Origin of the sequence: Micromonospora sp. CCTCC AA 2012012, from assembly GCF_040499845.1 — a bacterium.
Classification (GTDB): Bacteria; Actinomycetota; Actinomycetes; order Mycobacteriales; family Micromonosporaceae; genus Micromonospora; species Micromonospora mangrovi.
Genome location: NZ_CP159342.1, coordinates 4,788,397 through 4,805,230, shown reverse-complemented (window position 1 = coordinate 4,805,230; position 16,834 = coordinate 4,788,397). Strand labels below are relative to the sequence as shown.

Annotated in this window: 19 protein-coding genes; 12 read left to right on the top strand and 7 right to left on the bottom strand. The window is 72.4% G+C overall.

The window, feature by feature from the left end; translation table 11 throughout:
- Window positions 1–24: 24 nt before the first annotated feature.
- A complete protein-coding gene (locus ABUL08_RS21335) occupies window positions 25–372 on the bottom strand; it encodes a thioredoxin family protein (protein WP_350931725.1) in 348 nt (115 codons plus the stop codon).
- Entirely contained in the window at window positions 342–734 is a 393-nt protein-coding gene (locus ABUL08_RS21330) for a MerR family transcriptional regulator (protein ID WP_242796230.1), read from the bottom strand. The genes ABUL08_RS21335 and ABUL08_RS21330 overlap by 31 nt, the downstream gene beginning before the upstream one ends.
- A gap of 106 nt (window positions 735–840) precedes the next feature.
- Between ABUL08_RS21330 and ABUL08_RS21325 the strand changes: the two genes are divergently transcribed.
- Window positions 841–1,506: a dienelactone hydrolase family protein gene (locus ABUL08_RS21325; RefSeq protein ID WP_350931724.1), complete on the top strand. Its 666-nt coding sequence runs from the start codon at window positions 841–843 to the stop codon at window positions 1,504–1,506.
- Window positions 1,507–1,557: 51 nt separating this feature from the next.
- On the opposite strand, the gene ABUL08_RS21320 is transcribed toward ABUL08_RS21325, so the two are convergent.
- Complete coding sequence (locus tag ABUL08_RS21320) at window positions 1,558–2,676, bottom strand: AI-2E family transporter (RefSeq protein WP_350931723.1); 1,119 nt, start codon at window positions 2,674–2,676, stop codon at window positions 1,558–1,560.
- A 128-nt stretch (window positions 2,677–2,804) separates the two neighbouring features.
- Here ABUL08_RS21320 and ABUL08_RS21315 point away from each other — a divergent pair, with 128 nt between their 5' ends.
- The 3 genes from ABUL08_RS21315 (at window position 2,805) to ABUL08_RS21305 (ending at window position 4,628) form a co-directional block, all read left to right on the top strand.
- Complete coding sequence (locus ABUL08_RS21315; RefSeq protein ID WP_350931722.1) at window positions 2,805–2,990, top strand: antitoxin; 186 nt, start codon at window positions 2,805–2,807, stop codon at window positions 2,988–2,990.
- Between the two features lie 190 nt (window positions 2,991–3,180).
- Complete coding sequence (locus ABUL08_RS21310) at window positions 3,181–4,389, top strand: cytochrome P450 (protein ID WP_350931721.1); 1,209 nt, start codon at window positions 3,181–3,183, stop codon at window positions 4,387–4,389.
- On the top strand, window positions 4,386–4,628 hold the full coding sequence (locus tag ABUL08_RS21305) for a ferredoxin (RefSeq protein ID WP_350931720.1): 243 nt from the start codon (window positions 4,386–4,388) through the stop codon (window positions 4,626–4,628). The genes ABUL08_RS21310 and ABUL08_RS21305 overlap by 4 nt, the downstream gene beginning before the upstream one ends.
- A 131-nt stretch (window positions 4,629–4,759) precedes the next feature.
- On the opposite strand, the gene ABUL08_RS21300 is transcribed toward ABUL08_RS21305, so the two are convergent.
- Window positions 4,760–5,359: a hemerythrin domain-containing protein gene (locus ABUL08_RS21300; protein ID WP_350931719.1), complete on the bottom strand. Its 600-nt coding sequence runs from the start codon at window positions 5,357–5,359 to the stop codon at window positions 4,760–4,762.
- 147 nt (window positions 5,360–5,506) lie between these two features.
- Here ABUL08_RS21300 and ABUL08_RS21295 point away from each other — a divergent pair, with 147 nt between their 5' ends.
- The 8 genes from ABUL08_RS21295 (at window position 5,507) to ABUL08_RS21260 (ending at window position 14,802) form a co-directional block, all read left to right on the top strand.
- A complete protein-coding gene (locus ABUL08_RS21295) occupies window positions 5,507–6,766 on the top strand; it encodes a cyanophycinase (RefSeq protein ID WP_350931717.1) in 1,260 nt (419 codons plus the stop codon).
- A gap of 168 nt (window positions 6,767–6,934) precedes the next feature.
- Window positions 6,935–8,194 carry an alkaline phosphatase gene (locus tag ABUL08_RS21290; RefSeq protein ID WP_350931716.1) on the top strand — a complete coding sequence of 420 codons (1,260 nt, stop codon included), beginning with the start codon at window positions 6,935–6,937 and terminating at the stop codon, window positions 8,192–8,194.
- Between the two features lie 157 nt (window positions 8,195–8,351).
- Entirely contained in the window at window positions 8,352–9,782 is a 1,431-nt protein-coding gene (locus tag ABUL08_RS21285; RefSeq protein WP_350931715.1) for a hypothetical protein, read from the top strand.
- Window positions 9,783–9,889: 107 nt separating this feature from the next.
- Entirely contained in the window at window positions 9,890–10,783 is an 894-nt protein-coding gene (locus ABUL08_RS21280; protein WP_350931714.1) for a MurR/RpiR family transcriptional regulator, read from the top strand.
- 103 nt (window positions 10,784–10,886) lie between these two features.
- Window positions 10,887–11,831: a transporter substrate-binding domain-containing protein gene (locus ABUL08_RS21275; protein ID WP_350931713.1), complete on the top strand. Its 945-nt coding sequence runs from the start codon at window positions 10,887–10,889 to the stop codon at window positions 11,829–11,831.
- A 177-nt stretch (window positions 11,832–12,008) separates the two neighbouring features.
- Window positions 12,009–12,863, top strand: a complete 855-nt coding sequence (locus ABUL08_RS21270; RefSeq protein WP_350931712.1) for an amino acid ABC transporter permease — start codon at window positions 12,009–12,011, stop codon at window positions 12,861–12,863.
- Window positions 12,860–13,633, top strand: coding sequence for an amino acid ABC transporter ATP-binding protein (locus tag ABUL08_RS21265; protein ID WP_350931710.1), 774 nt, complete (start codon window positions 12,860–12,862; stop codon window positions 13,631–13,633). Before ABUL08_RS21270 ends, ABUL08_RS21265 begins: the two co-directional genes overlap by 4 nt.
- Window positions 13,633–14,802, top strand: coding sequence for a M20/M25/M40 family metallo-hydrolase (locus ABUL08_RS21260; RefSeq protein WP_350931709.1), 1,170 nt, complete (start codon window positions 13,633–13,635; stop codon window positions 14,800–14,802). Before ABUL08_RS21265 ends, ABUL08_RS21260 begins: the two co-directional genes overlap by 1 nt.
- Window positions 14,803–14,889: 87 nt before the next feature.
- Here ABUL08_RS21260 and ABUL08_RS21255 read toward each other — a convergent pair whose 3' ends face one another.
- From ABUL08_RS21255 to ABUL08_RS21245, 3 genes are all read right to left on the bottom strand, one after another.
- Entirely contained in the window at window positions 14,890–15,549 is a 660-nt protein-coding gene (locus ABUL08_RS21255) for a C39 family peptidase (RefSeq protein ID WP_350931708.1), read from the bottom strand.
- A gap of 435 nt (window positions 15,550–15,984) precedes the next feature.
- Window positions 15,985–16,407, bottom strand: a complete 423-nt coding sequence (locus ABUL08_RS21250; RefSeq protein ID WP_350931707.1) for a pyridoxamine 5'-phosphate oxidase family protein — start codon at window positions 16,405–16,407, stop codon at window positions 15,985–15,987.
- Between the two features lie 49 nt (window positions 16,408–16,456).
- A complete protein-coding gene (locus ABUL08_RS21245; protein WP_350931705.1) occupies window positions 16,457–16,798 on the bottom strand; it encodes a YkvA family protein in 342 nt (113 codons plus the stop codon).
- Window positions 16,799–16,834 lie beyond the last annotated feature (36 nt).

Here is a 16,834-nt window from a genome sequence, read left to right as displayed (position 1 = left end):
GGTCCGGGGGCAAACGGCTCCGCCTCACCCCTCCAGGTGTCGGGCGAAGCTCAGCCGCAGGTGGTTCTTCGGCCGGGAACCGACGATCGAGCCGACCACCTCCCCGTCGGAGAACACCAACAGCGTCGGCATCGACATCACCTGGTACGCCCGGGTGCTCCGCGGGTTCTCGTCGGAGTCGAGGGTGACGAAGCGCAGGGCGTCCCCGAACTCCTCGGCCAGCTCGGCCAGGTGGATCGAGACGGCGCGGCAGGGCGGGCACCACTCGGCCCAGAAGTCGACCACCACCGGGACCGGGCTGGCCAGCACCGTGGCGGCGAAGGTCTCGTCGGTGACCGCGGTCAGTCGGCTCTGGTGCGTGTCCTGAGGCATGTTTCCTCCCGGTGGGCGATCGCGCGGGCGAGTTGGTCGTGCAGCTGGTGCCGGACCGTGCCGAGCCGGTCGAGATAGTCGTCCACCTCGGCGAGCTTGCGGCGCAGCACGGCCACCGAGTCGGGGCAGACGTCGCCGGAGCTGTTGCCGGCGCGCAGGCAGGCCACGAAGGGCCGGATGTCGTCCAGGTCGAAACCCACCGCCAGCAGGGCCCGGATCTCGTGCACCACCCGCAGCTCCGCCTCGTCATAGACGCGGTAGCCGTTGGCGGAGCGGCCCGGCCGGACCAGCCCGCGGGTCTCGTAGTAGCGCAGCGTCCGGGTGCTCGTGCCGGCACGTTCCGCCAGCTCACCGATCCGCATCCGACCTCCCTCGCCCGCCTCTGCGGCCACGCTAAACCTTGCCGTCGGCGTCAAGGCAACAGGTGAACCGGGCCGCCGGGCGGGTAAGCGCGCGCTGGAGGTTTCGATGATGCGTACGCGTGCGGTGACGATCCCGGTGGTCCCGGACGGCCTGCCGGCGGACCTGTTCCTGCCGGAGCGGCCGGCCGGGGTGGTGCTCTTCGCCCACGGCAGCGGCAGCTCCCGGCACAGCCCGCGCAACGTGGCCGTGGCCCACGTGCTCAACGACCGGTCACTGGCCACCGTGCTGGTCGACCTGCTCACCCCGGCGGAGGACGCGGTGGACGCGCGCACCGCCGAGCTGCGGTTCGACATCGGGATGCTGGCCGAGCGGCTGGCCGCGACCGTCGACTGGATGGCCGGCGACCCGGACCTCGGCCCGCTGCCGGTGGGCCTCTTCGGCGCCAGCACCGGTGCCGCCGCCGCCCTGGTCGCCGCCGCCGCCCGGCCCGACCGGGTGCGCGCGGTGGTCTCCCGGAGTGGCCGGCCCGACCTGGCCGGCCGGGCCCTCACCGAGGTACGCGCGCCGACGCTGCTGCTGGTCGGTGGCCTCGACGAGGAGGTGATCGTGCTCAACGAGCAGGCGCAGGCCGAGCTGGGCGAGGTCGCCGAGCTGCGGATCGTCCCCGGCGCGACCCACCTCTTCGAGGAACCCGGCACCCTCGACCAGGTCGCCGACCACGCCGCCGCCTGGTTCGCCGCCCGCCTTCCCGTCCCCGCCCTCCGACGCTGATCATGAGATTGGCGGCGGTGGAGGAGGTCCACGTCGCCGCCGACCCCGGGATCACACGGTGGGGGCGGGGTCCTCGCGGTGGCGCTGGACGGTGTCGATCACGCGCCAGGTGACGGCGGCGATCGGGACCGAGACGAAGGCGCCGGCGATGCCGGCGATCAGGGTGCCGGCGGTGACCACGACCAGGATGACCGCCGGGTGGAGCTGCACCTGACGCTTCATGATCAGGGGCTCCAGGAGGTTGCCCTCGATCTGCTGGACGGCGATCACCGCGCCCAGCGTCAGCAGCGCGGTGGTGGGACCGTTCGCGGCGAGCGCGACCAGCACCGCGACCGCCCCGGCGACCGTCGCGCCGATGATCGGCACGAACCCGCCGAGGAAGGTGATCAGCGCCAGCGGGAGGGCCAGCGGCACCCCGAGCAGCACCAGCGCCAGGCCGATGCCGATGGCGTCGATCGCCGCGATGAGCATCGTGCCCCGGCTGTACGAGCCGAGCGTCCGCCAGCCCACCCGGCCCGCCTCGGCGGCGACCGTCCGGTTCGGACCGGTGGTCCGCCCCAGCACCCAGCGCCACATCGACCGGCCGTCCTTGAGCAGGAAGAAGAGCAGCACCAGCGCGAGCAGCACCGATCCGGCCACCTCGGCGGCGGTGCGGGCCCCGCCGACCGGGTCGGGTGCGCTGCCGCTGAGCCCGTCGCGGGTCTGCTGGACCAACCGGTCCAGTTGGGCGTCCGACACCGGCAGCGTGGAGGTGACGAAGTCGCGGCTGCGGGCCAGTCCCTGGTCGAGTTGCTGGCTCAGTTCCCCGAACTGGCTCGCGGTGAGGTTCCACACCAGCACACCCAGCCCGACCAGCACGCCGAGCAGCAGCAGGATGGTGAGCAGGGCGGCCGGCGCGGCCGGCACCCGGAGTCGGCGCAGCAGGAGCAGCACCGGGTCGAGCAGGGCGGTGAGGAAGAGCGTGCCGGCCAGCGCGATGGCCAGCGGCGCGAGCAGCACCGCGACCTTTCCCAGCAGCCACAGTCCGATGACCACGACCACCAGGCAGGCGCTCCACGTCACGGCCGTCCGGACCAGCCAGGGCAGGCCGGCCCACGTCTGCCGGGGTCCCGCCGTCGCGGTCCGTCCCGTCGCCACCACGGGCGTCCGCCCGCCACCGTCCTCGCCCACGTCGACCTCCTCGATCGTGGCCGCTCGGTACCCGTCCGGCCGGAGTCCGACACCCCCTGTCGTGCCCGCCGGAACGTTTGTCCCTTCCGGCTGGGGGAAGGCAGAAAGGTAACGAAGGGAGAAGCGACATGGGTGACTTCATGGACAAGGCCAAGGACTTCGCGGACGACCACGACAAGCAGGTCGACCAGGGGCTGGACAAGGCCGGCGACATGGCCGACCAGCGCACCGGCGGCAAGTACGACAAGCAGATCGATAAGGGCGTCGACATGGCGCAGCAGCGGACGGGTCAGGGCGACACCGACCCCCGCTGACAGCACCGCGCTCCCGGGTCACCCGACGGGTGGCCCGGGAGCGGTGTGTCCGGGCACCGGAACCCGGATGGACCCTGGCCTCCATCGACCGTTCTCGCTACCATCCGTACTCGGGGCATGACTCGCTGTCGGGTCGTGCGGAGTCGACCCGCACCGCGCGGCGGTGCCGTGGACGAGAGCGAGCCAGCCGGTGACCGACACATCCCAGGCGACCATCCCGCAGCGTTATCCGTTCAGCACTCCCGACCGTCTGGAGTTGGATCCGCGTTACGCGCGCCTGCGCCGGGAGCAGCCCCTCACCCGGGTCCAACTGCCGTACGGCGAACCGGCCTGGCTCGCCACCCGCCACGCCGACGTGCGCACGGTGCTCGGCGACCCCCGGTTCAGTCGGGCCGCGGCGGTGGGCCGGGACGAGCCGCGCAACACGCCCCGGCAGCAGGAGACCGGCATCCTGGCGATGGACCCGCCGGACCACACCCGGCTGCGCCGGCTGGTGGCGAAGGCGTTCACCGCCCGTCGGGTCGACGAGCTGCGTCCCCGGACCCGGGCGGTGGCCGACGAGCTGGTCGACGGTCTGCTCGCCGCCGGCCCCCCGGCCGACCTGGTGGCGCACCTGGCCACCCCGCTGCCCATCCGGGTGATCTGCGACCTGCTCGGGGTGCCGGTGTCCGATCAGGACAGGTTCCACACCTGGTCCGAGGCGATCGTCTCGACCACCTCGCTGGCGCCCGAGCTGGCCCAGCAGTACGTCGACAACCTGCTGGCGTACATGGCGGGGTTGATCGCGCGGCGGCGGGAGGAGCCGGCCGACGACCTGCTCACCGCGATGGTCCGGGCCCGTGACGAGGACGCCGACCGGCTCACCGAGGAGGAGGTGGTGACCCTCGCGGCCGGGCTGCTCGCCGCCGGCCACGAGACCACCGTCACCCAGATCCCCAACATGGTGTACGTCCTGCTGACCACCCCCGGCGCCTGGGACCGGCTGCGTGCCGAGCCGGAGCTGGTGCCCACCGCGGTCGAGGAGCTGATGCGCTTCATCCCGCTCGGCGCGTCCGCCGCCTTCCCCCGGTACGCGCTGGAGGACGTCGAGCTGGGTGGGGTGCTGGTCCGCGCCGGTGAGCCGGTGGTGGTCTCCATCGCGTCGGCCAACCGGGACGAGCAGGTCTTCCCCGACGCCGACCGGCTCGACCTGGGCCGGGAGGTCAACCCGCACGTCGGCTTCGGGCACGGCGTGCACCACTGCGTGGGTGCCCAGTTGGCCCGGATGGAGCTGCGGGTCGTGCTGGAGACCCTGCTCGCCCGTACGCCGGGGCTGCACCTGGCCGTGCCCGAGTCGGAGCTGACCTGGAAGAGCGGCCTGCTGGTGCGGGGTCTGGTCGCCATGCCGGTGGGGTGGTGAGCGCGGTGGAGCCGATCGACCCGCAGTGGCGACTGCACGTGGATCCGACCCGGTGCATCGGGTCGGGGATCTGCGCGGGTGTCGCGCCACGGCACTTCGTCCTGGTGGACGGCCTGTCGCGGCCGGTCGAGGAGCAGGTCGCCCCGGCCGACGCGGTGCTCGACGCCGCCGACTCCTGCCCGATGGAGGCGGTCGTGGTCTCCGACGTGGAGGGTCTGCGCATCGCACCGGAGGGGTGAGGCGCACCAGCCGCAGACCGGGTGGTGCTGGAGACCTTCTTCGCGCGCCCGCTCGACCAGCACCCGCCGACCCCCTGATCCGACGCCGGCCACGCCCCGGGCGGGGGCGTGGCCGGCGGAGGTCGTACGGGTCAGGACTGCTTGGCGCGCAGCTCCTCCATCGTGGTGGGTCGGCCGCTGAGGGCGTCCCGCATCCGGTCCACCAGACCGGTGCCGGGGGCGAGCATCTTGTTCGCCGGCGGGTGGTCCGGGGCGGCCGGGTGCGGCCGGGTCGGTGCGGCCTTCTTGGCCTTCTGCACCTTGCCGGCCAGCTCCACCAGCTCCTCGGCGGCGACCGCCGCGCGCAGCCGGGGGAAGAGGCCGTTCTCCTCGTCCTTGACGTGGTGGCGGATGGTGGCGGTCAGGTGGCTGAGCAGCTCGTCGAAGCGGGGCTCGGAGGGGTCGAGGGACTCCAGCTCCTTCATGGTCCGCTCGGCGTCGGCGTGCTCGGTGAGCTCGTGGTCGGCGATCTGGTCGCCGTCCGGCAGCGTCTTGCGGGCGGTCGGATAGACGTACGCCTCCTCGGCGACCGAGTGGCGGACCAGCTCGGCGATCACCACGTCGGCGAGCTGCCGGCGGTGCTCGGAGGTGCCCTGCCGGCTCTCCAGCTCGACGAAGATCGACTCGACCTCTCGGTGGTCGGCCATCAGGACGTCGACGACGTCCTGACCCGTGCTCTGCGTGTGGCTCATCTGTGCCCCTTACCGGTGCGGTCGGATCGGCTCATCGAGGGCAGTACCCCGCAGTCGACGGGTGAACCACGCGGACCGTTGTCGCCGCCGCCCCGGTGTCGTACGCTCTCCCCGGCCCGCCCTCACGGTCTCCAGTGAGGAGCAGTCATGCCCTTGAACCGCCTGCTGACCCTCGGGGTCGGCGCCTGTACGGCGGTCGCGCTGAGCGTGCCGATCGCCGCCGCGCCGGCCTCGGCCACCCCCTCCCACCACCGCGCCGGTGGCAGCCTGGTGCTGGTCGGCGGTGCCCTCGCCGACGACAACGCCGAGGTCTACGACGACATCGTCCGGCTCGCCGGTGGGCCCGGAAAGGCCCGGATCGGCATCTTCACCGCCGGTGCCCCGGTCCCCGCCGAGGACCCGGACGCCGGCACCGCGGACTGCAACAACAGCGTCTGCAACGGCGACTTCTATGCGAAGCTCTTCGCCTCCTACGGGGTGGCGGACGCGCAGTGGATCCCGATCGACCTGGACCACCCGGGTGCCGCCGAGGACCCGAAGGTCGTCGCGCAGATCAACTCGATGAGCGGCTTCTTCTTCGGCGGCGGCGACCAGTACCGGTACGTCACCACGATGACCCGGGGTACGGCCCAGCGGGACTCGGCGGCGCTGGCCGCGGTGCGGCGGAAGCTGCGCGGCGGCGCGGTCGTCGCGGGCACCAGCGCGGGCGCCCAGATCATGGCCGGCCGGGACATGATCACCGGTGGTTCCACCGAGCCGGGTCTGCGCGACGGCGCGAAGCCGGGCTACTTCGACGACGCGGACGTGCTCGGCTATCTGCCCAAGGGTGGCTTCGGCTTCTTCACCGCCGGTCTGCTGGACACCCACTTCTCCCGCCGGGGTCGGGAGGCCCGGTCGATCCGGCTCGCCTCGGACACCCACCACCCGCGCGTCTTCGGCCTGGACGAGAACACCGCGCTGGAGGTGACCGGGGTCGGCGGTCGCAGCGAGTCGCTGCGGGTGCTCGGCCAGCGCGGGGTCAGCGTGCTCGACCTGCGCCGGGCCCGGGTGACCGACACCGGCGGCGTCTGGGGCATCGAGGGCGTGCGGTGGAGCCGGCTCACCGCCGGGGACGCCTACCGGGCCAACGGATGGCGGGTGGTCGTCGCCGCCGGCAAGGCGCCGGTGACCGCCGTGGACGGACCGTGCACGGTGCCCGCGTCGGACGACGTGTTCTACAACTACGCGCTGGTCGGTCTCGCCGAGGGGCTGGCCGGGCAGGCCGGCTGCGCGTCGGTCGGCGGCACGTCGTACGAGAAGGACCCGCAGTGGGCGGCCCGGCTGACCCGGGGGTACGGCTTCGCCGCGTACCGGGCGGGGGAGTCGACCACGTTCACCGACGTGGTGATCGGCATCGGCCCCGCCTGACGGCACGCCGGGCTCCCCGTTCCCGGGGGGCCCGGCACCCGGCGGGCGGTTGCCCGGGGCGACAAACGTCCCGACAACCGTCGCCCCCGGTTAACCTCGCGGTCAGCGGTTGGGCCGCCGCCTCCTGTTGCCTGGTGCGCGAAGCGTCCCATCCACAGGAGGAAACGCGTGAATCTCCGCAGCAGCCGGCTCCTGGCCCCGGTGATCGCCGGGGCGGTCGCCGCCGCCGGGCTGAGCCTGGTCAACCCCGTCACCCAGGCCACCGCCGGGTCGGGCAAGGCGCGGGCCCGCAACGTCATCTTCATCAACGGTGACGGGATGGCCGCCGCCCAGCGCGAGGCTGCCCGCCTTTATCTCGCCGGCCTCGACGGCCAGCTCACCATGGACAAGCTGCCGGTCTCCGGCCAGCTCACCACCAGCCCGCACGACCCGAAGACCCCGGTCACCGACTCCGCCGCCGCGGCCACGGCGTGGGCGACCGGCGAGAAGACGTACAACGGCGCGATCAGCGTCGACACCGACGGCAACCCGCTGCCCACCCTCGGCGCGCAGGCGAAGGCGGCCGGCAAGGCCACCGGCCTGGTGACCACCGCCCAGGTCACCGACGCCAGCCCGGCGGCGTTCTTCGCCAACACGGCCAACCGCTCGGCGCAGGACGAGATCGCCCGGCAGTACCTGGAGGTCACCAGGCCGGACGTCATCCTGGGTGGCGGCGAGGACTGGTGGCTGCCGGCGGGCACCGCCGGGGCGTACCCGGACCGGCCGGCCGAGGACCCGGCCGAGGCGAGCAAGGGCACCAGGGGAGACCTGATCACCGAGGCGAAGGCCAAGGGCTACCAGTACGTCTCCACCGCCGAGCAGCTCGACGCCGCCAAGGGTGGCAAGCTGCTCGGCCTCTTCGCCAACGAGGAGCTGTTCCAGCAGCGCCGCGAGGGTGAGGGCGACCTCTACAACCCGCCGGCCAGCCTGGCGACGATGACCGCCAAGGCGCTCTCGACGCTGTCGAAGAACAAGAAGGGCTTCTTTCTCTTCGTCGAGGAGGAGGGGGTGGACGAGTTCGCCCACGAGAACAACGGCACCCGGATGCTCCAGGCTCTCGCTGAGCTGGAGAAGGCCGTCGCGGTGGCCCGCAACTACGCGGCCACCCACCCGGACACGCTGGTCGTGGTGACCGGTGACCACGAGTGCGGCGGCCTGACCGTCGAGGACACCGGCACCGCCGACGAGTCCGGCGACGGCATCTCGGCCGAGGACGGCCCGTTCCCGATCAAGGGGAGCAACCTGAGCTTCAACCTGGACTGGACCACCAGCGGCCACACCGGCGTCGACGTGCCCGTCACCGCCTACGGCCCGCTGGCCGAGCAGTTCACCGGCAAGCACCCGAACACCCACGTTCACGAGGTGCTCGCCCGGATCCTCACCCGCTGATCCGGTCGGTGGCGCCCTCCCGCCCGTATCCGGGGCGGGAGGGCGCTTTCCGCTGCGCGCTGTTCGTCACCGATCTGTAACAGGGATTACGTATTGAGCGTGGAAGTTAATCGATGTAACTTCTGTTTCATCGATCCGTGGCCCCTCGGAGGTGCCCATGTCCCCTTCCCGCAACCCGCGCCGGCTGTCCCTGGTGGCGGCCGCCGCCGCCCTGCTCACCGTCGCCCCGATCGGGGTGACCGCCGCCCACGCCCAGGTCACCCGCATCCGGCAGGGCAGCGCAGCCGACGTCAGCCGGACCGCCTGGTCCGGCCCGGCGTACACGATGAACGGCTCCGGCGGGATCATCGCCGCGACCATGACCCAGGCGATCAACGCCATCCGCGGCGGCACCGGGTCGATCGACGTGGTGGTCGTCGCCGGCTCCGGCAACACCACCCCGGAGTGCGACCTGATCACCGGCCTGACCGGGGTCAACTCCTGCACCACACTGACCCTGACCGCCGCCCGCGACGGCAACGACGCCCAGGTCAACACCGACATCCGCAACGCCGAGTTCGTCTACTTCGCCGGTGGCAACCAGTGCAACTACGTGGCCTGGAAGGGTACCGCGCTGGAGGCGTCGGTGGAGTCGGTGGTCGCCAAGGGCGGCGGCGTCGGCGGCGGCAGTGCCGGGCTGCACGTCAACAGCGACGTCGTGTACGACGCCTGCACTTCCAGCACCACCTCGGCGATCGCGCTGGCCGACCCGTACGACCGGTCGGTCACCTTCACCACCGGCATGTTCCGCTGGCCCAACTACGCCAACACGATCAACGACTCGCACTTCGTCACCCGGGACCGGATGGGCCGGACGATGGCGTTCGTGGCCCGGGCGGTCAAGGACGGGCTGGTCACCGGGGGCAAGGCGTGGGGCGTGGGGATCGAGGAGGGCGCCTCGTTCTACATCGACCGGAACGGGCTGGGCACCCTGAGTGGGCCGAGCGCGTACGTCGTGCTCGGTGACCACCAGCCCGAGGTGGCCGTCGCCGGCCAGCCGCTGACCTACTCGAACTTCAAGATCTGGAAGCTCACCAGCGGCCAGACGTACGACTTCGCCAACCGCCCCACCTGCGGCTACTACCTGAAGAGCGTCCGGGCCGGCGTGCCGGACGGCAGCCTCTACAGCGGCACCCCGGTGACCGACTGCACGACGCCCCCGCCGCCGCCCTCGGGTGGCTCCAGCTATGCCGAGGTGGAGCCGAACGACTCCCGGACCGCCGCCAACGACATCTCCGGGCTGACCTATCCGGCGACGGTGACCGGGGACATGAAGAGCAGCACCGACCGCGACTACTTCGCACTCACCCTCGGCAGTGGACAGACGCTCACCGCGAACTGCGCCGTCCCGGCCGCGTACGACGCCGACCTCTATCTGCTCAGCTCGACCGGGAGCACGCTGACCCGCTCGGTGAACAACGGTGCCGGCGCCGACGAGTCGGTCACCCTGACCCGCACCGCCTCCGGCTCAGCCACCTACTACCTCGACCTGGAGGCGTACTCCGCCTCCGGCCCCGACGACTACGCCTGCACCCTCTCCAGGTCCTGATCGCCCCGCACGTTCACGGAAAGAGTGTCCATTCCCCGGCGGATGGCCACTCTTTCCGTGAATCCGCCGTCGTCGGGGGCGGAGGCGAGGGCGGTTAGGCTCGGCGCGTGTCGAAGACCGATCCTGTGTCCGAGCCGGGCGAGGCCCATGCGGTGGGTGTCGCCGCGCTGATCCGGCAGCGGCTCGGCGAGTGCAGCCCGGCCGAGCGCCGGGTGGCCCGCGCGCTGCTCGCCTCCTATCCGGCCGCCGGGCTGGGCACCGTCGCCGCCCTCGCCGAGCGGGCCGAGGTGAGCGCGCCGACCGTGCTGCGCTTCCTGGCCCGGCTCGGCTTCGGCGGCTACCCGGAGTTCCAGCGGGCACTCCGCGACGAGCTGGCCGAGCGGGAGACCTCGCCGCTGAGCGCGTACCGGGCGACCGAGCGGAGCGGCGCACCGCCCGAGGGGGCCCTGTCCCGGGCGGTGGCCACCCTCCCTGAGGCGGTCGCCGGCACCCTCGCCGAGCTGCCGCAGGGCGAGCTGGACGCCGCCGTACGCCTCCTGGCCGACCAGCAGTTCCGGGTCACCGCGGCCGGCGGCCGGTTCTCCGGGCTGCTCGCCCACTACCTGGTGCTGCACCTGATGCAGGTACGCGGCGGCAGCCGGCTGCTCCCGTCCAGCCCGGTGGAGCGCACCGACATGCTGGTCGACGTCGGCAAGCGGGATCTCTTCGTGCTCTTCGACTTCCGCCGCTACGAGGAGCCGACCCTGGCGCTGGCCCGGGAGGTCACCTCGCGGGGCGCCAAGGTGGTGCTCTGCACCGACCGGTGGCTCTCCCCGGTGGCCGGGCTGGCCGAGGTGGTGCTCCCCGGCCGGGTCGACTCGCCGTCCCCGTACGACAGCTTCGTGCCGGCGTTGGCGCTGGTGGAGACGGTGGTGGCCGCGCTGATCGACCGGCTCGGTCCGGTGGCCGGGGCCCGGCTGAAGGCGATGGAGGCGGCGCAGCAGGCGTTCGGGGCCGCCTGACCGGGCCCCGAAGCGCGTTACAGAAAACTGTAACCCCATCGAAATCGTAACGTGGGTTACAGTCCGGGGGCTGGTTCGTCTGGCACCCCGGAAGGACACCCCCATGCGCATCCGTCAGTTCGCCCTGCTCGGCGCGACCACCGCGCTGCTGGCCGTCACCGCCGCCTGTGGCGGCTCCACCTCCACCGCCGCCTCCGGCGACGACGTCAAGCCCGTCTCCGTCACCATCGACGGCGTCGGCGCGGTCACCACCGACACCGCCCTGGCGAAGAAGGTCCCCGCCGACGTGCGCGGCCGGGGCAGCCTGACCGTCGCCACCAACGCCCCCTACCAGCCCTTCATCGACTTCAAGGTCGAGGGCAAGAACGACGAGTTCAAGGGCCTCGACTACGACCTGTTCCAGGCCGCCTCGGCCCGGCTCGGGCTCAAGGCCACCTTCTCCCAGCAGCCCTTCGACGGCCTCGTCCCCGGCCTCCAGGCCGGCAAGTACGACGCCATCGCCGGCGGCATCACCGACAAGAAGGAGCGCCAGCAGGTCGCCACCTTCGTCGACTACTCCGCCTCCGGCACCGGCTTCCTGGTGAAGACCGGCAACCCGCTCGCGGTCAAGACCGTGGCCGACCTCTGCGGCCGCAAGGTCGCCGTGCAGAAGGCCAGCAACCAGTCGAAGAACCTGGCCACGTACTCCAAGGAGAGCTGCAACGGCAAGGCGATCGAGGTCAAGGAGTACCCGGAGAACCCGCAGGCGGTGCAGGCGCTGATCGCCGGCAACGTCGACGTGGTCGCCGCCACCAAGGTCAACCTGGTCGACACCGCCGCGTCGCTGACCGGCAAGGCGGAACTCGTCGAGGACGCGTCCGCCCCGAACGGCTGGCTGGCCAGCCCGAACGGCTTCGGCTTCCTCAAGGCCAACAAGGAGCTCGCCGAGGCGTACCGGGCCGCCGTGCAGTCGCTGATCGACGACGGCACGTACGCCAAGATCCTCGGCCAGTGGAAGCAGACCCCGATCGCCGTCAAGCAGGCCACCATCGACCAGGCCATCGACTGACCCCGGCGGACCACCACCCCTGATCCGCGGTCGCCGGGCGCCCTCTCCACTTCCGTGAGGGCGGGCCCGGAGAGGCGCCCGGCGACCGCTAGACCTTCTCCCGCTCGCGACTGCGGGGCTCCGCTGCGCTGCACTCGTCGCGCTCGCCGGACACCCCCGCCGCAGGAGGCACCGCACATGACCACCGAAACCCAGGCCGTACGGGTCGTCCCCGTACGCCACTACGGGCGATGGCTGACCGCGCTGCTCGTGGTCGGACTGAGCGCTCTCTTCCTTCGGGCGCTGCTGACCAGCCCCAACCTCGAACCCGGCACCATCGCCCACTACCTGTTCAAGGACTACGTCCTCGACGGCGTGGTCACCACGCTCTGGCTGACCCTGCTGGCGATGGTCCTCGGCACCATCGGCGGCGTACTGATCGCCGTGATGCGGCTGTCGGAGAACCCGGTGCTGCGCGGCGTCTCCTGGGTCTTCGTCTGGATCTTCCGGGGCACCCCGCTGCTGGTCCAGATCATCTTCTTCGGGTTCCTGGGGGCGCTCTTCCCCCGGCTCACCCTGACCGTCCCGTTCACCGGCACCGTCCTGTTCGACAAGCCCACCAGCGTGGTGGTCACCGGCACGGTCGCCGCCGTACTGGCCCTGTCGCTCAACGAGATGGCGTACGCCGCCGAGGTGATCCGGGGCGGCATCCTCGCCGTCGACGCCGGGCAGACCGAGGCCGCCGCCGCGCTCGGCATGAGCCCGATGCTGACCCTGCGCCGGGTGGTCCTGCCGCAGGCGATGCGGGTGATCATCCCGCCGATGGGCAACGAGACCATCACCATGCTCAAGTCCACCGCGCTGGTGTCGATCATCGCCGGTCGGGACCTGATGACCGCCGTACAGACCGTCTACCAGGGCAACTACAAGGTGATCCCGCTGCTGGTGGTCGCCGCGATCTGGTATCTCGCGCTGGTCAGCCTCCTCTCGGTCGGCCAGTGGCTGATCGAGCGGCGGTTCGGGCGCGGCTTCGCCCGGGGAGGCGTGCGATGACGACCACAGGCGTCCCGATGGTGCACGCCGAGGGCGTCACCAAGCGGTTCGGCCCGCTGGAGGTGCTCAAGGGCATCGACCTGACCGTGGCCCCCGGCGAGGTGAGCTGCCTGCTCGGCCCGTCCGGCTCCGGCAAGTCCACCTTCCTGCGCTGCATCAACCACCTGGAACGCATCGACGGCGGCCAGCTCTCGGTCGACGGCGAGCTGGTCGGCTACCGCCGCCAGGGCGACAAGCTCCACGAGCTGAAGGCCCGGGAGGTGGCCCGCCGCCGCCGGGACATCGGCATGGTGTTCCAGCGGTTCAACCTCTTCCCGCACCTCACCGCCCTCGGCAACGTCATCGAGGCCCCGGTCCGGGTGCTCGGCACGCCCCGGGAGAAGGCCCGGGCGGAGGCGCTGCGGCTGCTGGACCGGGTCGGCCTCGCCGAGAAGGCCGGCAACTATCCCGGCCAGCTCTCCGGCGGGCAGCAGCAGCGGGTGGCGATCGCCCGGGCGCTCGCCATGCACCCGAAGCTGATGCTCTTCGACGAGCCCACCTCGGCGCTCGACCCCGAACTGGTCGGTGAGGTGCTGGACGTGATGAAGGGGCTCGCCGCCGACGGCATGACCATGGTGGTGGTGACCCACGAGATGGGCTTCGCCCGTGAGGTCGCCGACTCCGTCGCCTTCCTCGACGGGGGCGTCGTGGTCGAGGCCGGCACCCCGGCCGAAGTGCTCGGCAGCCCCCGGCACGACCGGACCCGCGCCTTCCTGGACAAGGTGCTCTGATGGGTCCGCTGCTCACGGCCGCCGGCGACCGGCTGGCCGACTTCCACGACCGGCTCACCCGGCTGGTCGCGGTGGACTCCGGCTCCGGTCACGTCGAGGGGCTGCGCGCCGCCGCCGACCTGGTGCAGACCTGGTGCCTGGCGGCGGGCATGGCGGTCGAGCGGGAGCCGGTCGCCGACCCGGACGGCACCCCGCTCGGCGACGTGCTGGTGGCCCGCCGACGCGGGAGCGGCAGCCGCCGGATCCTGCTCGCCGGGCACCTGGACACCGTCTTCCCGCCCGGCACGGCCGCCGCCCGGCCGTTCCGGGTGCACGACCGCCGGGCGTACGGGCCGGGGGTGAGCGACGACAAGGGGGGCCTGCTGGCCGGGCTCGCCGCCGTCGAGGTGCTCGCCGCGCTGGGCCTCGACGGGTACGGCGAACTGGTGCTGGTCTGCACGCCCGACGAGGAGATCGGCTCGACCGGGAGTCGGCCGCTGCTGCGTACCCTCGGGGCGGAGGCCGACGTGGCGCTCTGCCTGGAATGCGCCCGCGACAACGGTGACCTGGTGTCGGCCCGCAAGGGCGTCGCGGACCTGGAGGTGACCGTGCGGGGCCGGGCCGCGCACGCCGGCATCGAGCCGGAACGCGGCGCGAACGCGCTGCTCGCCGCGGCCCGGTTGACCGTCGCGCTGGACGCGCTCAACGGCCGCTGGCCCGGGGTGACGGTGAACGTCGGGATGCTGACGGCCGGCGGCCGGCCCAACGTGGTCGCCGACCGGGCCCGGATGCTGATCGACCTGCGTGCCTGGCACAGCGCTGAGTACGAGGCGGCGCTCGCCGAGATCCGCCGGCTGGTCGCCGAGCCGACCGTCTCCGGGGTACGCGCCGAACTGGCCGTGCACGCGCCCACCCCGCCGTGGGAGCCCGGACCCGCCGGCCGCTGGCTGACCGAGCTGGCGGCGAAGGTGGGCGCGGGTATCGGGCTGCCGGTGTCGCACACTGCCACCGGTGGCTGCGCCGACGCGAACCTGCTCGCCGAGGCGGGTGCGGCGGTGCTCGACGGCCTCGGCCCGGTCGGCGGCGACGACCACAGCCCCACCGAGTGGCTGGACCTCGACTCGGTGGTGCCCCGGGTGGCGCTGCTCGCCGGGCTGATCGACGAGGTGGCCCGCGCCGACCGGCCCTGACCGTGCCGAGGGCCGGCCTCCCCGCTGGGAGACCGGCCCTTGGTCGGTCGTGCTGTCCGTGCTGCTCGTGCTCGTGCCGCTGTCGGGTCAGGAGCTGTAACCGCGGCCGGCGATCCAGTTGGCCAGCTCGGTCACGTCCATCCAGTACTCCGGCTCGCCCGGGTCTGCCGGGTCGGCGATCAGCACCGTGTTGCCGTTGTCCTTGTACTCCACCACCGTCAGGTAGTGGCCCGGGTAGCTGTGCTCGACACCGTCGACGTCCACCGCGCCGCCGAGGATGTTGGCGACGACCGGCCGACCGGCGTCCACCGCGGTCCTGATGTCGGCCCGCAGCCGCTCCACCTGCTCCCGGGTGGCCACGTCGTCGCGGATCTCGGTGGTCTTGTACTTGCCGCCCGTGTACTCGTTGAGCACCCGGGTGATGTCGATGGCCGAGTCGGTGCCGTTCTCGGTCGTACCGAGCTTGCGGGCCAGCTCGTCCTGGCTGACCGTCTTGCCCTCGGCCGAGAGGGCGATCCGGGTCGACGCCGGACCGCAGTAGAAGAAGTTCGGCTGGGCCTCGTACTGGTAGCCGGCGCGGCGCTCGCCCTTGTCGGGCTTGCCGTTGCCCTTGTCCATGGTCACCGAGGTGACCGGCCTGCCCTGGGCCGGGGCGGCGTGCGCCGCGACGGCCGGGCCGGCGATGACGCCGCCGGACATGACGAGACCGGCGACGGAGAGCACGCTCCTACGGAAGATCGGGTTCATGACGAAGCTCCATTCGGGGGGTTTGTCGTCTCCGGGGGCGGAGACGCAAGCACCGGGAGTGGCGCTCGGAACCGGCAGTGCCGGAGCGGGTGGCCCGCTCACCGCACGTCGTCCTGCTCGGTCTTACGGAGGGTGTAACGGCCAGGGGCGGGCGGGGATTCCGGCCGGCCCGGCCCGTCGTCCCGCCGCCGACCGGACAGCGGGTGGTCCGGCGGCGGGGGAGTGGACGGAGCGGACGCTACGAACTTGATGGCATTGGTGTAATCAGACCTCGTGCCGGACGACAACGGTGACGAAACGGACTCTGCGGGTGATTCATCAATGCCATCAAGTTCGTAGCGTGTGGGCGGTATGCAGCACCGCGAGCCGTGGTGACGCGCAGGGTGACGGTCAGGCGGTGGATCGGACCGGCTGGCGCGCGGCCGGTGGTGAGGGTCAGGCGGTGGCGGGGTCGGGGAGGCTGCCCAGGAGGCGGGTGACGGCGATCTCGATGACCACCCGCTGCGGGTTGGGGCGGGGCTGTCGGTAGCGGACGGCGTACCGGCGCTCGGCCTCGGCCACCGACTCGGGATCGCGGCGCAGCACCGCCCGGCCCTCCACGGTCAGCCACCAGCGCCCGTCCACCTGGCAGACGGCCACCGGGGTGCCCTCCGGACCGGCCGCCGCCACGTGCCGCGCCTTGGCCGAGGTGCCCGAGGTGATCACCCGGGCCAGTCCGGTGTCCGCGTCGAAGGTGACCCCCACCGGTACGACGTGCGGAGTGCCGTCCCGGCGCAGGGTGGTCAGCGTGGCGAGGTGCCGTACGCCGAAGAACGCCGCGACCCGTGCGTCGTGCGGGTCCAACCGGTGGTCCGCCATGTCCCGTCCCCTGTCCGTCGTCGCGGACCGGCGGCCGGTCCGAGCCCGATCATGACACGGGACGGTGCAGCCGGCCCGGCTCCGGCGGAGACTCCGGTTGGCCGGGCAGTCGCCGCTGCGCCGCCCGGTGCTTCTGCACCAGCCGGCCCAGATAGAACAGCGACCCGGCCAGCACGCCCATGTCGTCCAGGTAGATCGGATCGGGCAGCAGGTCAACCGGGAGGATCGTGTAGATCAGCGCGCCGTAGAAGGCGACCTTGCCGCCCACGCCGAGCGCGCCGAGCAGCCGTCGGGTGCGGACCACCCGGATCGCGAGCAGCACGGCGCCGACGAGGGTCGCCAGCGCGACGACGCCGGCGAGAACGACCAGGACCCACGCTTCCCGGGACATCCCGTCACGCTAGCCGAGCCCGACCCGGCGCGCTCC